The following is a 16,730-nucleotide window of genomic DNA, read 5'->3' on the forward strand; positions in this document are numbered from 1 at the left end:
TATCAAGATCTCTACCTTTACTTTTATGTTCGATTAACAACTTGCCTTTCCATAACAAATCAACAAATTTAGTTTGTCCTTCTATTTTTACTCTTTCTTCGAAAGTAGCTACCCTACGCCTGCTAATGCCAAACACGTCAAAGAATTCATTCCAAAACGTTTTTGATTCAGCATTTTCACTTGTTTCATCTGCCCATTCATTTTGAAATTGTAAAGCTCTACTTCTTATTTCATCCCATGATAAAACTGCCATGCTTTCACTCCTACTATTTTATTTTCTTAATTTAAAAAAGTCCGTCCATTTTCTTTTATTATTTGTAAAAGTTATGTCCATCTCAACTTCATCATCTTTAAGTGTCAGTTCTAATTTTTCTATTTTTTAATTTGCTTGCAATGTTAAAACTTGCTGATTCTTTTCATAGAAACCTAACTACTACATAACCCACTATCATTATAACAAGAAACAGTACCAAAGTTTGTATCCTATTTTTGACCGTATTAAGGTAAGTTATGATTAAAGCCTTATTAAAACAAGTATTTTCTTAATATTACCACAAATTTTCATTGTTTTACATAATTTGTAACGCTATTGTATTTACAAATGCATTACAAAAGCATATAATTATGATTAACAAGGAGGCGATTTAAGTGGAAACAAAACAAAAAAAAGCAGTCGTACAAGTTCGCATTGACGAAACCGTTAAAAGTCAGGCCGTAGCCGTTTTAAATAACCTAGGTATGGACACGAGCACGGCTATTAATGTCTTTTTTAGACAAGTCATTGCTGAAAATGGTCTGCCATTTCAACCAAAACAAGCAAAATTCAATACTGAAACCCTTGCAGCCATTAAGGAATCGGACGAAATGGTCAAAAATGGAACAGGCAAACGCTACACTTCTGTTGACGATCTTTTTGAGGATAGTTTAGGAGAATAGCCGCTATGTTGGAAATGAAGCAGACAACCCAATTCAAAAAAGATGTTAAACGCTTAAAGAAACGGAATTACAAGCTTGAAAAACTAAAAACGGTCATGCAAATGATTGTTGAAGAAGTACCTTTACCAGAGGAAGAATACCGCGCTCACGTCTTAATGCCAACAAAAGATTACCTCGATTGTTGGGAGTGTCATATTTCTGGACGCAATAGCGATTGGCTATTGATTTATAAATTTTACACTTCTCAAAATCTTGTCTCTTTTATCCGAACGGGGACACATTCGGATGTTTTTTGATACACGAAAACTCTTAAATGAAGGACGTTTCCGAATAGGAAATCGGCTCATACATTTAAGAGCTTTTCTTGTCTTCCTGAACGATTTCTAATGGGGATGCAAGACACTGATCCCTCCAAAATTTCATGCGAAAAATGGTTTGTTCGCAGAGGATTTTTGGAAGGGGAAACTGGCCGAAAACGGTCAGGTTTTACGAGGAGAAAAGTTGATAAACTTTATTCTTTTTTTGTCCGTTTGCGAGCAGCGAATCGGACGAAAAAATCCGCATTTTTACCTGCCGAACAGGCAGATAACGGCGGACTCCTTTGGGGTCTTAGGGGGAGCAGCGCGTCCACCTAACAGGGAGCATTTGGGTACCAAATACGTAGCCTGTTGTTCTTGCAGTTAATAATCTAGTTGTTTTACGACCGATTAAGGAGTAGAATAACTAGATTATTAACTGCTTTTTTTGAAACGTTTTGACAAGGAGACCGAATAGGGAACGTTGGGAAATAAGTGGAGAAAAAACGCACGAGATCTTAGGTCTGAAAGGCGACTGAATAAGGAGCGTTTTAGACCTAAGATCTCGTTAGTCATGCAGCGAGGAACAGAGACCGAATAGGGAGCTGTTTAGAGAGGAGGGACTAAGCCCGTGAACGAACACAAAAAAGAGAACCGACGCGAAGAACGTCAGGTGAAATTTCGAGTAGACGAAGCCGAATATGAGAAGCTCAGTTACCTAGCAGAACAACAAGGCATGAGCGTGCCAAATTTTGTTAAAAGCAAGGCACAAGGGACTCGATTACGAAACCCGAAAGTCGAGATTGAAGGAGCAAAAGAAATTGCTCGGCAGCTGCGGTATTACAATTCCAATTTGAATCAGTTAGTCAAATGGATTAACACCAACAAAACAATTTATGAACCAAACGAACTACAAGCGATGGAACAGCAGCTATCCGGTATTCAGGAAGGAGTGAAAGGCCTTTGGGAGCAATTATCAAGATAGCCAGTGCCACTAAAAATGGTTCAGCGACCGTCAACTATATTGCAAGACAAGGAAAAATTGACGTCCAGTTAACCAGTGCTCACCTCACTCCGTTAGATTATCAAGCAGCGCGGGAACAAATGCGCCAAACAAGAGACTTAATGGGCAAGACAAACGGGCGTCAAGGCTATCACTTGGTTCAGTCTTTTGACGCAACCGATCAGTTAACACCTGTAAAAGCCCATAAGCTAGGGCAAGAATTCATGTCCGAATTAAGCAAAATGTATCCAGACCATGAAATTTACATGGCGACTCATACCGATACCGACCATCCGCACAATCATTTTATGCTTAATGCAGTGAACAGTGAAACAGGCGCTAAAATGGCCATTAATCCTCCGGATATCTATGAAATGCATGAAATCAATAACGACATTTCAAAAAAACATCATTTGGTCGAACTGACGAAAGCTAAAAACAAGGTCTATCCGACCGAAATAGCCGTTTATACTCAAACAGGGAAGCAATATGAACGGGATTTAGTCAAAGAAAAGATTTATCATGCGCGAGATCAAGCTCATTCCTATCCGGAATTTAAACAAGCACTGTCTGCTTCAGATGTGGAACTAACGTCTGAGATTGGAAAAAGAGGTCAAACGATCCGACAAAAGTACGTGACTCACGATTCAGAAGGAAAAAAATGGACGTTTACCGCCTCAAGACTAGGCGAAGACTTTAAAAAGGAGCCGATTACCCATGCCATCATGGAAAACCAACGAAAACGAGACAAACAACAAGCAGACAGAGAACAACTTGAGCGCAGCAACGCCGAAAGATTACGAGGACTTACTGCTAGCGTACGGGAAGTTGCGGACGAAGTACGAACAGAGCGCAGAACACATGAGTCTGCTCATCAGCCACCTCAAAAATCTTCAGACGTCGATCGAGACTTCGGACAAGAACGGTAAGCAGCAACTGGCTTATCATCGAAGCCAAGAACAAAAAAGAATGGAGCAATTTCAAGATTTACTGACGGAAAATGAGCAATGGAAACAACAAACAGCCATTGATTTAAAAGACTATTCGCCTGAAAAGATGGAACAAAAGCTCGATAAGATCGTCTATCAGCATTTAGACGACTACCAAGAAAAATTGGATGCGGTCTTGCAGCAAGCGGATCATCAGGCTAAAAAAGAACGTCGGACCGATTGGATCGAACGCATCAGTATTTTAGGCATTGGGGCCGTTACCCTTCTAGCTATTTACGGGATGTTTTCGTTCTTTATGGGGATGTAGGCGATGGGATTATTTTTTGCGAAACTCATGTGGCGTATTTTGCCTGTTTTAAGCGTTTTGGTGGTTTTGGTGTGTTCTTATCTAGTTTGGGACGTAAAGTTTCGCCACTGGCGGAAATCAGGCCATTTAAAGCGTGTTAGTCTAGTAGCTCTTGTTTCTTTAGTCGTTTGTTTCAGTGTGTTGCTTTTATTAGGGTATTCAACCCAATCAAAAATACCGTTTGGATCGAAAATTGCGGACATTTCTGCGGAACAACAAGCCATAAAGGATCATAAACTAGCGATTGAAGCGGAAAAAGTAGCGACTGAAGAAAAAGATGATCAAATTAAAGACCAACTAGAAGCGGCTTTAGATGTAGCGGATAGTGAATTAGGGGTTGTTGTCATAGAAAATAAGGTTTCGACCATCGTTACGAAAGAATGGTTTGCCGAAAATCAACAACTCAGCGATCAATTATCAGATGATATCGCTCGAGAGGACTATACGAGTCGTTTTGAGGCGATTAAATACTATTTCTTGAGGTAAATGGTCTATTTACATTGATTACCAGTCAAACGTTTAAGAGAGCTGTTTTTTTGAAGATTAACGAATGCAATGGTTCTAACCGTCGAGCGTCAGTCGAGACATAGAACGCTGCAGATGGGTTTGAACTTATATTTTTTTGGGACTTGCGTAGCAAGTTTTCCTGTCTTTATATTATTATTATTTATAAAAAAATTTATAGCTAATTGTTTTATATATCTTTTATAAATCTTTTTAAAACCTTTTTAAAACCTTTTAAGAAGGTTTTATCCTTACTCCCAAAAGGGATAGAGCTACATTAAGGGGACACTTTGTTGCTATTAAGGGACACTATTAAGGGACACTTTGTTGCTATTAAGGGGACACTTTGTTGCTATTAAGGGGACACTTTGTTACATGAATATCTTGATAAAATGTCTTTTTATAATCGTTTTATTGTACTAACTAAATCAATCTGATATTATTAAAGGTACATAAGTTTTTTTGCGTCCCTTTAATGAATGGAGGTTACCTTTTGAGTAATGAAATAGTTAAATACAACAATATTATGAATGAAGTTAGTTTTAGAAAATTTAATCCTGTTGAGTTCGATTTATTTTTCTCTTTATGTTCAAAAATGAAACTTAAAGGATCCGAACCAATTACCTTAACTTTTGACGAAGTAAAAAAGCTAACAAATTATTCTTCTAGAGATAAAGTTCGATTATTCATGATTTAGAAAATATGTACTCAAAAATGCTTAATTTAAATTTTCGTTATGAAGATGAATCTGAAATTGTTCGTTTTGTATTGTTTCCAATTTATAGAATTAATAAAGAAAAAAGCACTGTAACTATAGGAGTTAATCAAGAGTTTAGCTATGTTTTAAATGAAATTACAACTAACTTTACACGATTTGAATTAGAAGGATTTACGGAGCTAAGAAGTGGTTATGCTAAACAATGTTCCGATTGCTAAAACAATATAAAAGCACAGGCTTTTATATTGTTAAAATTGAAGAATTTAGACGAATACTAGATATTCCAGAAAGCTATAGAGTAGCAGATATTGATAAAAGGGTATTACAGCAAATAGAAAAAGAATTATCTCCTCTTTATAAAAAATTTGAGATCGTAAAGAAGAAAAAAAAAGGCCGTGGTCGTGGTGGGATAGTTTCCCATTTAGAATTTAATTTTTTGGAAAAATTACCTCTTGAAAAACATGAAGTACCTCTCCATAATTGGTTAGAGCAATAAGGCGATTTTTTTTACATTGTATATCTCTATAAAAGTATTTAAAATAACTTTATATGAGTATTTTAAGGTGGTGCGTTATGAAAGATGTAGAAGGTGTTACAGAATACATAACTACAGAAGAAGCAGCTAAAAAACTTGGTATACAACTACCTACACTTAGAAAATACGCTGGAATGATTGATAAAAATGCAAAAGGTGGAAAATACTTTGAACGAGATGATAGAAATTATCGTTTGTATACTAAAGATAATATAACAACTATCAATCAAATTATTGCATTGAAAAGTCGCCCGAAAATGACTATAGAGACTGCTATAGAGCAGGTGTTGAATATGGAATATAACGTTGATACACCTAGTGAAATAGAAAAACATAACGCTGATAATAACGATATAACGTCGTTACAAAAGTTGCTGATTAGCCAGAATGATCTAATACAAAAAAAAGATGATCAATTATTGCGATATGATAATCAAATAATTAAGTATAATGAAACAATTAATCATTATGAAAATTTAGTTAAAAATTTAATGGAAAATAACATAAATCTAGCAAACCAAGTAGAAATCATGATTAATAACCAAGAACAGCTCGCGTTAGATAAAAAAGAAGAACCGTTACCACTAGAAAAGGTTCCTGAAAAACAAGGATTTCTAAACCGAATTTTCAAAAAATAATATAGTTTAAATTAGAATAACCAAGTAACCCCGCTATTATTAATGATGGCGGGGTTACTTGGTTTAATGGGTTTTATGTTAATTTAAATTTTTACGTGTATATTAGAAAGTCATAATTCCAATAATTGCAAAAACTACCATAATTATTATTACAGCAGCTACGATTATTTTCACAGTTTTTTTTTGCATAGTATCACCTTTTTCTCTTTTAATTTTTCCAAGCAGAACCACTAATTAGGCCATTTTCCCCACCAGTAACTTTCAAATTATAAGTTCCAATTTGAACACTCAATCCTTTAAGTGGTCCAATTTTTATACTAAATGTAGCTACTCCACTATATTTTTTATTTGATATTGATCCATAAGAAGAAGTTCTTGACGTTTTTACTAAAGGATTAAGATTTCTTACTACAATACCGCTTGTAGTACCTGCTTTTAAGCTCCTGTACTATTATAAAGTATAAGTGACAGTAACTCTATAAGTAGTCCAATTATACCGAATGAGCTTAGTGTAGATGTATGGCTAACGGTTCTTGAATTAGAGGCTGCTCTTGCTTGATATTGTTGTACTGAAGGTTTTTCTGTAATTATTTCTTCAGAAGATTCAAAAGGTTGTTTCATAGAATCAAGAAATTCCATTTGTTGATTGTAATCAAGTAGTTGAAATTCATTTAATTGTTCTAAAGCATCTTCACTGCAGTTTCTGCATATTCGGGGTCTACTCCAGCTTTTAAAGCATCTTCTACAGAGTAATTTTTTTAAATACACTATAATTTCTGGATTTCTTAAAATTTCGTTTGCTTATTCTATTCTGACAACTCTGAAGCATACACATTACCAGGAAAAGCCCACACAACAAAAGCTAGGATTGCAAAAACTAATAAAAAATTTTTCTTTTTGTTTAACATAAATTTTTTCCTCCTAAAGTATATAATAAATTAAATGATTTTTATACCTGCTATCCTCCTTAAATTGATAATAATATTATCTCGCAATTAACATATATTGATAAGAACGCAATGGTTTACATGCTAGCAACCATTAGGTGCTAACAGAGGAATAAGGTGTTTTAATCTTCTAAATCAGACTTTCGAAGGAAACAATAGCCTAAAACAATTAAAACGTACCCAAAAATAATGTTTCCGGTAAACACAGCAAAATAGCAACACTAAAAATAAGGATAGACAAAAATTGATAACCATTTTTTTTAGTTATTTTTTTCATTATAATATCTCCCATAACCATTCTCTTAATCTAGTAGTTCATAATCAAATTATCTATCTAATATTATAAAACGAAAAGAACGCAGTGGTTTACATCTTAGCAACCATTAGGTGCTAAAAAGCAACTAATAGCTGATAGTCAATGATCTTTACTTTCGGTATGATAGAACAAAGAGAAAAAGAAGGAGGAAAAAGATAAATGCATTAGGAGAACGATTGAAAGAAAGTAGAGTGAATAAAGGGTACTCGCAAGGAAATGTAGCAGATCATTTACATATTTCAAGACAATCTATTTCGAAATGGGAAAATGGAAATAGTTACCCTGATTTAGATAATCTAGTAAAGTTGAGTACCTATTACGAAGTTTCGATTGACGAATTATTGAAAGAAAATCAAGAACTCAAAAAAAAATAGAAGAAAATAAAGGTAAGATTGAAGAAAATGTTCAAAAATTAGCTTTTATTCGTGGATCAAGTGAAAAAGATGAAGGGTTAATTTTATTAGTTCTTTCTTTTTTGGGCTTTTTAATCACACCTTTAGGTTTAATTACTTCTCCTATTCTAATTTTTAGAAATAAAAAAACAAATACACTACATAAGTTCATTTACGTAGCATGTATTTGTTGTATAGCCTATATTTATTTATCGGTTATGGAATTTAAGTGATATCTTTAGTTGGGGAACAACTACTGTTGAGTATTTAGGGTAATTAATAAGTAATAGAAATTTTATTAGACAATAACTTTGCTCTTAAATTTATTGAAGTTGTAAATAACCCCCCCTTTTTTTTCAAGTAGTAAGTAGATTGAATGGAACTATCTAACTTTAGTTCTGCCTTTGTAAAGCTTCCTGTATAAGCCACAATAGATGGGGAGTATGCTTTTGTAATTTTATTTCCACTCACTGAAATTTGGTAACTAGCTTTCCATTGGCCAGAAGTAGACGCTGAAATTTTATAAGTGCCATTTTTAACAGCTCTTAAATAACTAGGCATTTCTTCAACTTCTATTATCAATTGATCTCCTTCTGGACTTATACTTTCAACTGATTGTATCCCTCCCTGTTTTAGGTCATAGACTAGTTTTGGTATGTCTGTAGAAAGATTTTCTTCCTCAGCTTGTACCTCTGTAATCCCTAAACTAAAAAAAGTGAAGCAGCTTAAAATAAAAATTGTTTTTTCAAAATAATTCCTCCAAACATTATTTAATAACACATAAAATATAACAGATAATGTTTTATTAATAACGACTTTTTTATTTAATCGCCTTCTAAATGACATCTTTTAGTAAGGGAAAACAACTAAACTAAAAAAGGATTATACTGTTTTTTTTAGTGGTATAATCCTTTTTTAGTTCAATAGATCAGTCTAAAAAAAGTCATATAGTTACTTATTAAATCGAATGTTAACGGCTTTCATAGCTAACTCATAATTATCATTATCAAGAAGTGAAAAAATTTCTAATGGTGTGGAGCAATCATAATTATTATATAAATTAAAAGCTAATTCGACCATTTTTCTATTTCCACTACTAAAATCGACTTTCTCAAAACAATCTGTTTTAATCCAATGTTCCTCAAAATCATACAGGTTATCAATCTTTGCATACAGCTCTTTATTTTCACTAAAAATAGTGAACAAAGCTCTCCGTTCATGATTTTCTGGGTTTGTATTATCTCTTTCGATTAGTTTATAATAGTTTTCATTTTTCATTTTATCAGCTCCTAATTTTTTTATTTCCTGATGAAATCACTAGTTAAAAACCTAAACGAAAGTTTAATAACGTTGCGCTGATTTCATCTTCATTGATTCCGATGTAGCGTTTCGTGATTTTCTCGCTGCTATGACCGAATATCTCCATCAGTGTGGCTACGTCTTTAGTTTTCTTGTAATAGTGGTAGCCAAACGTCTTACGCAGCGTGTGCGTCCCAATATCGTCTCTTCCTAACAGCTTAGCGACCTTCTGAAACATCTGGTAGACCGTATTGACTTCTACATGACCTCCCTTGGTGCTTGAAAATAAATAATCATCTGTTGCCAGGTCTTTCGTGTACTCCTGGATCAAGTCCTGCAGACTACTCAAATACAAAATACGCGTCTTTCCCGTTTTCTTTTCGACAATACGGGGATTTTTTGAGGAAATCAGGTCTTTTTTCTTTAATTTTACGATATCCGACATGCGCAAACCGCTATTAATGCCAATCAAAAATAGAAAAACATCCCGATCTGCGTTTTTATTGCGCCTTAAACAGAATAAAAAGTCGTTTATTTCTTGTTGCGTGCGTAATGGTTGGACGTTGTAACTCATTTAAAAGCCCTCTCCTCTCACAAAAGTGATACATGATTTTAGTTATTATACCACATAATCGTGTGTTGGAGGACGATACAAAAAAAGAACCCTATGGGAATAGGGTTCCGGATACACGATTCTATACAATTTCATGTGTCTGAAATTCTTGTTTTCTGATTTATCAAATTAAGCTAGACAAAATATCTTCACTCATTTAACTCAAAAATACTTCCAATGACGTTTGATACTTCAATGTTTTTCTTGGAATATTATTTCTCTTATCTGCAACGGAGGAAATAAACAATTGTCCACTTGATTAAAATCCATTTCTTTTGGCAAGCCATATTTCCAAAACAAATCATTCGAATTCTCGTTTAAAACGCTTTGTGATGGTGTTCCAGTATCCGCGAAATAAGTAGCAACATCATGCTGGTTGCATAATGATTTCCAGTTAGAAAATTCTTTTCCACAATCAAACGTGATTGAGTGGAAGAAGTTTCTTGGAATAACTTGAAACCAGTGATTTATGGCTAGTTCAATATCGCTGGCCTTACGTCTATTGGGTTTTCTTTTCCCCTTCATTGTATTGTTGGTAATACTCAATGGACGTATGGCCTTCTTTTAAAAGGTTAATGACGGTGTAAATGGGTGTTCGCGTTCGATTTAAATAGGCGGCTATTTGGACAACTAAAATATTTTGGTGGTAATAAGATTCTATCATCACTAGCTCATCAGTGGTACGATGTGTGCAGGTCATTCGTGATCACTCCCCTGTCTTCTTTAGTCGGAAATATGGGTTGAGTGTACCACGAATGGCTTTTTTATTTGTCTAGCTTAAATTTACAATCGGCGTTTATTAACTTTTAAGACTCGAAAAAAGTTAGTTTTTACGCATCATAGGCTTGTTGGTACAATTTAATAATGTCTTCTTTTCTGCCAACTCTAGGATTAGAAAATGCATTGCCATCTTTCAAAGCATTTTCTGCCATCATATCAAAATCTTCTGGCAAAGCACCCAGAGACTTGATATTTGTTGGTATACCAACATCTTCAGAAATAAGAATCATCGCTTCAATAGCTTTATCGGCAGCTTCCCTAACGGATAATCCTGCAATATTCTCACCTAGTAATTCTGCAATATCAGAAAAACGCTCTGGATTACTAATAATATTCCATTTTTCAACAGTGGGCATCAACACAGCACAACACACTCCATGAGGAGCATCGTACTGCCCACCTAATTGATGAGCCATTGCATGAACATAACCTAGGTCTGCATTATTGAAAGCCATTCCAGCTAAAATTGAAGCATAGGCCATATTGGTTCTTGCTTCTACGTCATGTCCATTAGCTACGGCACGTCTTAGATATTTACTAATTAATTTTATTCCTTGAATCGCTTGGGCGTCTGTAATTGGATTTCTATTTACTGATACATACGATTCTACACAGTGTGTTAAGGCATCCATACCTGTGGCAGCAGTTAAGGCTGTCGGAATATCCAACATCAGCATTGGATCATTAAAGGAAACTAATGGGACGTTTCTCCAAGAAACAACAACAAATTTCAAATGAGTTTCTTCATTGGTTATAACCGCATGTCGTGTAATTTCTGAGGCCGTTCCAGCTGTTGTATTTACAGCCATTAGCGGTGGCAAAGGATTTTCTAATGTTTCAATTCCGGCAAGGGCTGGTAGGTTATCACCATTTGATAAAACAATACCAATTCCTTTTCCACAATCATGAGATGATCCACCACCTATCGTAATGATTGAATCACAATGATTATCCATATATAATTTTTTACCTTCTTTAACATTCCTTATTTTCGGGTTTGGTTCTACACCATCAAAAATAACGTATGCAATATCAGCTTTCAGTAAAGAACTTTCTGCTTGTTTAACTGGCCCGTTATCTAAGTTTCTTAAGAAAGCATCTGTTACAATCAATACTTTTTTCATATTCAACATTTTTGCTCTTTCTCCGACCTTTTCAACTACACCAGGACCAAAGAAATTTACATTAGGCATCATGAAATCATAGTTTTCTTTTTTCATATCGATCCCTCAATTCTATATATTTTCACTTATAAACGTGTTTTTTTTAATAGTCACTTTTTAAATTTATCGATTTATGTTGGATAATCCGAGTTCTAATCATTCTTTGAATTAAGTTAGGTTGGCTTACGATTATCCTGATAACATTAATATCCATTCTTTAATCTATATTTTTCAAATTTATTATTTTTTTGCCTTGCGCTTTTTGTAATCGCGTCCGAGTGCATCAGCTGCAATAATAGCTTGAGCGACACTTTCAGACGTCACTTTGAAAGTCATAGCATGGATAAATTCTTCAGTAATACAAGCCTTTTCTGCAACTTTAATAATTTATTCATAGTTTACTTCTTCTACATCTAAGTTTGCTAAAGAAATAGGCAAGCCAACAGATAAACAGAAATCTAATAATTTTTCGACTTCTTTTGTAGGTGCGTCTTCAAGGATCAGTTGGACAAACGTTGTAAAAGCTACTTGCTCTCTATGAAAGTAATTGTGAGGGCCTATTAAAACAGTTAGACCATTATAGATGGCATGGGCTGCAGCTAATCCACTCGTCTCAAAACCAAGTCCAGATAATAATATATTCGCTTCAATAATAGTTTCTAAAGCAAGTGTAACAACATTGTTATTACACTTGCTTTGCATTATAACCACTTTTAAGAACTGTTTCGTAATAAAATCTAGCTAATGTAAATAGAAACGATTGTACCTTTAGCAGGTTCGGTATCTCCTGAATAGAAGTCATTTAAAAAGATAACATTTACATTCGGATTCGAATGACGTGTTTGTTGCATGTGCTTCATAATAAGTAGCTAAAAAATGTCCGGAACGGGAGATTAAGAATCAAGTTGGAGCTTGCGCAATTACAGTAATATCCATCAGAACTACACTAGTATTTCAGATAAAGTAATCGCAATCATAAAAATGATGATCTGTGGTATACGATACGGCAGAATGACTATTCGGTGCATCAGTAGCTTTAATTGTTGGATAAACAATTAAAGTGTGACCAGTAGCAACTGTTTTAGAGGTATCAATGGCTTTTCCTCCATCCAAACCAACGATGACATCTGTTCCTTTTTCTTTTGCTATTTTTTTAAGTCGTTCGACTTCTTCGTGTGTTTCTTCTCCACCAAAGTCTGCCAGATACAATGTAATATCAAAACGTTTAGATGTTTGATCTAACTTATCTTGAAATTGGTTGATTTTTGAAATAAAAACTGCAGAATTTTATTTAGCAAGATTTGCTTTTTTTAGTTGAGATTTCACACTTAGTTTCATTAAAGTAACCATGGATATTGCACTTACAACACTTCCAACCCCTAAGGCTAACACAAATAATAATGGGTTAGTAATAGCGTTTGGTATAAGCACTAAGAACAAGCCACCATGAGGCGCTGTAACACCAATATTGAATGCTAAAGAAATAACAGAGCCTACAAAACCCCCTAACATAAATGATGGAATTGCTTGTTTAGGATAAGCAATTGCAAATGGGAGTGCTCCTTCAGTAATAAAACTCATACCTAATAATGTAGCAGTTTTTCCTGCTTCTTGTTGGTCTTCTTTAAACATATTTGGACGTACCATTGTTGCAATTCCCATACTGAGTGGCGGAATCATTCCAATAATCATAACAGCTGCCATAGGAGAATAAATTTGGCTAGAAAGTAAGGATACCGCAAACGCATAAACCATTTTAGAAATTGGACCACCTAAATCAAAATAAAAAATGCTAAAAGCAAGCGAAAGAGCGACAATACCTGCGTTATTTGTAGAAAGAGTAGTTAAAAATCCTGCAACCGTGCCCTGGATTGCGACTACTGGGGTTGCTATTACATATATTAAAAATAACCCTACAATTATAGTAGTAACTACTGGTATAACTACAATATTTTTAAGTCCACGGATTGATTCTGGGAATTTAACTTTTTTATTAATGAAAAGAGCGACATAACCTGCTAAATAACCAGCAAGAATTGCCCCTACGAAACCAGATCCTGTATTATGAGCAATAAATCCACCAATAATACCTGGAGCAAAACCAGATTTATCAGCAATATCATAAGATATAAAACCAGCAAGAACTGGGAACATAAGTGCCATAGCCGAATTTGAACCAATTTCATACAAAGCCCAAGCTAAACTGCCTTCATTTTCAAATGCAGTAATACCAAATGCAAATGATAATGCTATAGCAAGTCCACCAGCAACGACAATTGGAATCATATACGAAACACCAGCTAATAAGTGTTGATAGACACCTTTAGCACTCTTTCTTTCTGACTGAACCTCTTCACCTTGAACTCCTGTTTTTATATATGTTGATTTTTTATTTAAAGCATCAAGTAAGACATTTTTACCTTCTTTAATAGCTTTACCAGGTGAAACTTTTAATATATCTTTCCCAGCAAAACGCGTTTCATTAATTCCTTTCTCAATAGCGAGAACCACAACGTCAGCCTCTTCAATTTGTTCAAAAGTCAATGCATCCTCAACTCCAGCTGCTCCCTGTTTTTCAATGAAAATATCTATGTTTAATTCTCTGGCAGCTTGATCAAGTGCTTTTTCAGCCATGTAAGTGTGCGCTATTCCAGTTGTACAAGCAGTAACAGCCACTACTTTTTTACCTTCGTTGGATTCCATTTTATTTTTACTTTCCTTAATTGAATATTCATTATCTTGTTCATCGCTGTAATTACTAATTAGAGTCATAATGTCTTCTTTGTTTTTGATATTACTCATACTTTTTTTGAACTCATCTTCCATCAACAGTGTTGCAATTTTGCTGAGTATTTTTACGTGATCAGAAGAAGTAGAACTCGGAACAGCAATAAAGAAAAACTTATCTGCACTATTCCCTTCCAAAGACTCATATACAATAGGTTTTTTAGTTCTGATGTAAAGAACGCTGGCTGCCTTAACTGAGTCATCTTGTCCATGAGGAATAGCCCAATTATCACCCATCCCTGTAGGAGATAACTCTTCTCGATTTAAAAGTGCCTTCACAAATTTTTCTTTATTTGAAACTAGATTTAAATCGTAAAGTTGATTCGCAGCAAATTTAAACAAATCTGTTTTTGTCTCAACATCAACATCTAAGAAAATTTTTTTATTATTGATAACTTGGTTTATATTCATTTTGTATCACCTTTTCTTTTATAGTTATAGGCTGTGTTTCAAAAACTTTATAATAATGTTTTAAGCATTTTCTCATACCACGCATAGATTGTTCTCGGACATCAAAAATATTTTTTGTTTCATTTATATTTATTTCTTCATAAGCTGAATTTACAATATCTGTAAAAATATTTGTTTTGCTAATACCATTTTTAGCACATTTATTCAAATTATAATCACCTGAAGATGAACCCCCATGTAATACAAGAGGAGTATCAATGGATTTAGATATTTCTTTTAACACGTCAAATTTTATCTCAGGCTTTCCTTCGTATATACCATGCGCAGTTCCTATAGAAATAGCGAGAGAATCAACCCCGGTTAAATTAATGAATTCTGTTGCTTCTTCAAGAGTTGTGTAAAGAGAATCAGTATGCTCGTGATTTTCATAATTAACGCCGGACCCAACATGGCCTATCTCAGCTTCAACTACAACTCCTTTATTGTGAGCATATTTGATAATTTCTCTAGTTCTATCAACATTTACCTTAAATGATTCAGATGATGCATCGATCATTACCGAAGTAAATCCTAAGTCTACTGCTTCTTTTATTACATTTAGAGTCATTCCATGATCTAAATGAAGAGCTACAGGTACACTAGCTTCTTCAGCAACAACTTTTCCTATAGCAGCAGCTTCTTTCAATGTCAAAAGGTCTAAATGTACTTCTGCAAAACTCAATATTAAAGGTAAATTTAATTCCTCCGCAGTCTGAACATAAGCTTGCGCACTGTGAGAATCATAAAAGTCTGGAGCTGGGATAGAGAAATTTTCTTTTTGAGCGATTTCAAACATTTCTTTGGTAGTAACTAACATAGTTATTCCTCCTAATATATTATTAAATTTATTTGTTTAAGTATTGCACTCCTAATGCTTAATGTTAATTATACTTTATAAGAAAGCCTTTTCAATAAGTGTTCAATTTGTTGTTTAACAATCATTAAAGGTGTATAATTCAATCATAATTGATCAAAAATGTGCAAGAGGAGATATATTAATGACACCTTACGAAAGACAAGAAAAAATATTACAATTGTTAAATCGAAATAATTTCATGAGAACAAGTGTACTAAGTAAGCATATATTAGTCAGTACTGCAACGATTAGAAGAGATTTGAAGCATATGGAACAGAAAGGTACCATAAAAAAAGTATCTGGGGGAGCTTATATAGTAGGTAATAATTCAGACTTAGCTTACGAGTATACTAATAGAATCAGTTTAGAAAAAAAAAAAGTTATTGCTAATCTCGCAGTCAATTTATTAAAAAATGGAAGTATCGTTTTTATAGATGCAAGTACAACTGTTAATATATTGTTAGATAGAATTGATAATTTTTCTAATTTAACATTTTTGACAAACTCAATTTTTTCAGCTAAGAAAATTGCTGTTATGGAAAGTAAAGAAGTATATTTAATTGGTGGAAAAGTAGATAAGCTTTATATGCATACACATAGTCCATACTCTTCGGAAACAACAGACATGTATCATAGTGATATTACGTTTATTTCAGGAAGAGGATTAAGCAGTAAAGGGGTGTCTGAGACAAACTTAAACGAAGCTGCTATAAAAAGAATGTTTAGAGATAACACAGATTGTTTGGTTCTATTAATTGATAGTACAAAAATGAATAAAAACTATTTTCATATAAGTATGGATTTTGAAAGTATAGATGTGATTATATCTGATAAAAAGTTACCAGATAATTTAGAAATAATCGCTTTAGAGAATAATATTCGAGTTATTTATGAATAATTAAAAAAATATAAAACATTCCAACTATATAGACTTGAGGATGCTCTCAATATTATAAAAAATGTTATAGGGCTTGAAAAAGATTCGTTCTTCTGTAATGCAAGAACCGAGGCACATGTGACTAATGATGGTAGTCTTTATTATGGAATATGGCAGGAAATAAGAAAGGTGATGTCATATGAAAGAAAAATCAAAACCTACGAAAATATCAGAAGTAGCAAGAGGAATATCACGAACGGATTCTTATCGTGATATACTCACATCTGTCTTTGCAGTCGTCCTAGCATTTACAATTGGGGCAAT

The 16,730-nt window shown here is 33.9% G+C and carries 21 protein-coding genes and 1 pseudogene; 12 read left to right on the forward strand and 10 right to left on the reverse strand.

Going from position 1 to position 16,730, the window contains the following annotated elements:
* The coding region (locus BR50_RS00005; RefSeq protein WP_034544999.1) for a type IIL restriction-modification enzyme MmeI at nucleotides 1-253 on the reverse strand (253 nt) is incomplete at its 3' end.
* Between the two features lie 395 nt (nucleotides 254-648).
* Here BR50_RS00005 and BR50_RS00010 point away from each other — a divergent pair.
* The 11 genes from BR50_RS00010 to BR50_RS00055 all read left to right on the forward strand — a co-directional run bounded on the left by BR50_RS00010 (nucleotide 649) and on the right by BR50_RS00055 (nucleotide 7,563).
* Nucleotides 649-936, forward strand: a complete 288-nt coding sequence (locus tag BR50_RS00010) for a type II toxin-antitoxin system RelB/DinJ family antitoxin (protein ID WP_034545001.1) — start codon at nucleotides 649-651, stop codon at nucleotides 934-936.
* A 5-nt stretch (nucleotides 937-941) separates the two neighbouring features.
* Complete coding sequence (locus tag BR50_RS00015) at nucleotides 942-1,232, forward strand: type II toxin-antitoxin system RelE/ParE family toxin (protein WP_034545002.1); 291 nt, start codon at nucleotides 942-944, stop codon at nucleotides 1,230-1,232.
* A 631-nt stretch (nucleotides 1,233-1,863) separates the two neighbouring features.
* Entirely contained in the window at nucleotides 1,864-2,217 is a 354-nt protein-coding gene (locus BR50_RS00025; RefSeq protein WP_034545005.1) for a plasmid mobilization protein, read from the forward strand.
* Entirely contained in the window at nucleotides 2,196-3,164 is a 969-nt protein-coding gene (locus BR50_RS00030; RefSeq protein WP_034545006.1) for a relaxase/mobilization nuclease domain-containing protein, read from the forward strand. Before BR50_RS00025 ends, BR50_RS00030 begins: the two co-directional genes overlap by 22 nt.
* Nucleotides 3,165-3,204: 40 nt before the next feature.
* Complete coding sequence (locus BR50_RS00035; protein WP_034545008.1) at nucleotides 3,205-3,492, forward strand: hypothetical protein; 288 nt, start codon at nucleotides 3,205-3,207, stop codon at nucleotides 3,490-3,492.
* 3 nt (nucleotides 3,493-3,495) lie between these two features.
* The gene (locus tag BR50_RS00040) at nucleotides 3,496-4,017 is read left to right on the forward strand and encodes a hypothetical protein (protein ID WP_034545010.1); all 522 of its coding nucleotides are present in this window, start codon (nucleotides 3,496-3,498) and stop codon (nucleotides 4,015-4,017) included.
* A 511-nt stretch (nucleotides 4,018-4,528) separates the two neighbouring features.
* Nucleotides 4,529-4,732, forward strand: coding sequence for a RepB family plasmid replication initiator protein (locus tag BR50_RS13025; RefSeq protein ID WP_081884451.1), 204 nt, complete (start codon nucleotides 4,529-4,531; stop codon nucleotides 4,730-4,732).
* Between the two features lie 17 nt (nucleotides 4,733-4,749).
* Nucleotides 4,750-4,971 carry a replication initiation protein gene (locus BR50_RS13075; protein WP_428829193.1) on the forward strand — a complete coding sequence of 74 codons (222 nt, stop codon included), beginning with the start codon at nucleotides 4,750-4,752 and terminating at the stop codon, nucleotides 4,969-4,971.
* The gene (locus BR50_RS13060; RefSeq protein WP_170206167.1) at nucleotides 4,965-5,249 is read left to right on the forward strand and encodes a replication initiation protein; all 285 of its coding nucleotides are present in this window, start codon (nucleotides 4,965-4,967) and stop codon (nucleotides 5,247-5,249) included. The genes BR50_RS13075 and BR50_RS13060 overlap by 7 nt, the downstream gene beginning before the upstream one ends.
* Before the next feature lie 77 nt (nucleotides 5,250-5,326).
* The gene (locus BR50_RS00050; protein ID WP_034545013.1) at nucleotides 5,327-5,926 is read left to right on the forward strand and encodes a MerR family transcriptional regulator; all 600 of its coding nucleotides are present in this window, start codon (nucleotides 5,327-5,329) and stop codon (nucleotides 5,924-5,926) included.
* A 1,418-nt stretch (nucleotides 5,927-7,344) separates the two neighbouring features.
* Nucleotides 7,345-7,563, forward strand: a complete 219-nt coding sequence (locus BR50_RS00055) for a helix-turn-helix domain-containing protein (RefSeq protein WP_034545014.1) — start codon at nucleotides 7,345-7,347, stop codon at nucleotides 7,561-7,563.
* Nucleotides 7,564-7,857: 294 nt separating this feature from the next.
* Here BR50_RS00055 and BR50_RS00060 read toward each other — a convergent pair whose 3' ends face one another.
* From BR50_RS00060 to BR50_RS00100, 9 genes and pseudogenes are all read right to left on the reverse strand, one after another.
* Nucleotides 7,858-8,361 carry a DUF5626 family protein gene (locus BR50_RS00060; protein WP_034545015.1) on the reverse strand — a complete coding sequence of 168 codons (504 nt, stop codon included), beginning with the start codon at nucleotides 8,359-8,361 and terminating at the stop codon, nucleotides 7,858-7,860.
* Between the two features lie 171 nt (nucleotides 8,362-8,532).
* Nucleotides 8,533-8,859 (reverse strand): DUF6075 family protein, encoded by a 327-nt coding sequence (locus tag BR50_RS00065; RefSeq protein ID WP_034545046.1) that lies wholly within the window; start codon nucleotides 8,857-8,859, stop codon nucleotides 8,533-8,535.
* Between the two features lie 43 nt (nucleotides 8,860-8,902).
* Nucleotides 8,903-9,454 carry a tyrosine-type recombinase/integrase gene (locus tag BR50_RS00070; protein WP_034545016.1) on the reverse strand — a complete coding sequence of 184 codons (552 nt, stop codon included), beginning with the start codon at nucleotides 9,452-9,454 and terminating at the stop codon, nucleotides 8,903-8,905.
* Nucleotides 9,455-9,650: 196 nt separating this feature from the next.
* A pseudogene (locus tag BR50_RS12480) lies at nucleotides 9,651-10,193 on the reverse strand (IS30 family transposase).
* Nucleotides 10,194-10,323: 130 nt separating this feature from the next.
* A complete protein-coding gene (locus BR50_RS00085; protein ID WP_034545020.1) occupies nucleotides 10,324-11,493 on the reverse strand; it encodes an iron-containing alcohol dehydrogenase in 1,170 nt (389 codons plus the stop codon).
* Between the two features lie 330 nt (nucleotides 11,494-11,823).
* Nucleotides 11,824-12,138 carry a dehydroquinate synthase/iron-containing alcohol dehydrogenase family protein gene (locus BR50_RS12330; protein ID WP_051905682.1) on the reverse strand — a complete coding sequence of 105 codons (315 nt, stop codon included), beginning with the start codon at nucleotides 12,136-12,138 and terminating at the stop codon, nucleotides 11,824-11,826.
* Between the two features lie 252 nt (nucleotides 12,139-12,390).
* The gene (locus BR50_RS12335) at nucleotides 12,391-12,708 is read right to left on the reverse strand and encodes an iron-containing alcohol dehydrogenase (protein WP_081884455.1); all 318 of its coding nucleotides are present in this window, start codon (nucleotides 12,706-12,708) and stop codon (nucleotides 12,391-12,393) included.
* A gap of 15 nt (nucleotides 12,709-12,723) precedes the next feature.
* Nucleotides 12,724-14,634: a PTS fructose transporter subunit IIABC gene (locus tag BR50_RS00095; protein WP_074200291.1), complete on the reverse strand. Its 1,911-nt coding sequence runs from the start codon at nucleotides 14,632-14,634 to the stop codon at nucleotides 12,724-12,726.
* Complete coding sequence (locus BR50_RS00100) at nucleotides 14,609-15,490, reverse strand: class II fructose-bisphosphate aldolase (protein ID WP_051905684.1); 882 nt, start codon at nucleotides 15,488-15,490, stop codon at nucleotides 14,609-14,611. The genes BR50_RS00095 and BR50_RS00100 overlap by 26 nt, the downstream gene beginning before the upstream one ends.
* A 181-nt stretch (nucleotides 15,491-15,671) precedes the next feature.
* On the opposite strand from BR50_RS00100, the gene BR50_RS00105 reads away from it, so the two are divergent.
* A complete protein-coding gene (locus BR50_RS00105) occupies nucleotides 15,672-16,427 on the forward strand; it encodes a DeoR/GlpR family DNA-binding transcription regulator (RefSeq protein WP_034545021.1) in 756 nt (251 codons plus the stop codon).
* Nucleotides 16,428-16,730: the final 303 nt, after the last annotated feature.

Origin of the sequence: Carnobacterium alterfunditum DSM 5972 (assembly GCF_000744115.1) — a bacterium.
In the GTDB taxonomy this organism is placed as follows: domain Bacteria; phylum Bacillota; class Bacilli; order Lactobacillales; family Carnobacteriaceae; genus Carnobacterium_B; species Carnobacterium_B alterfunditum.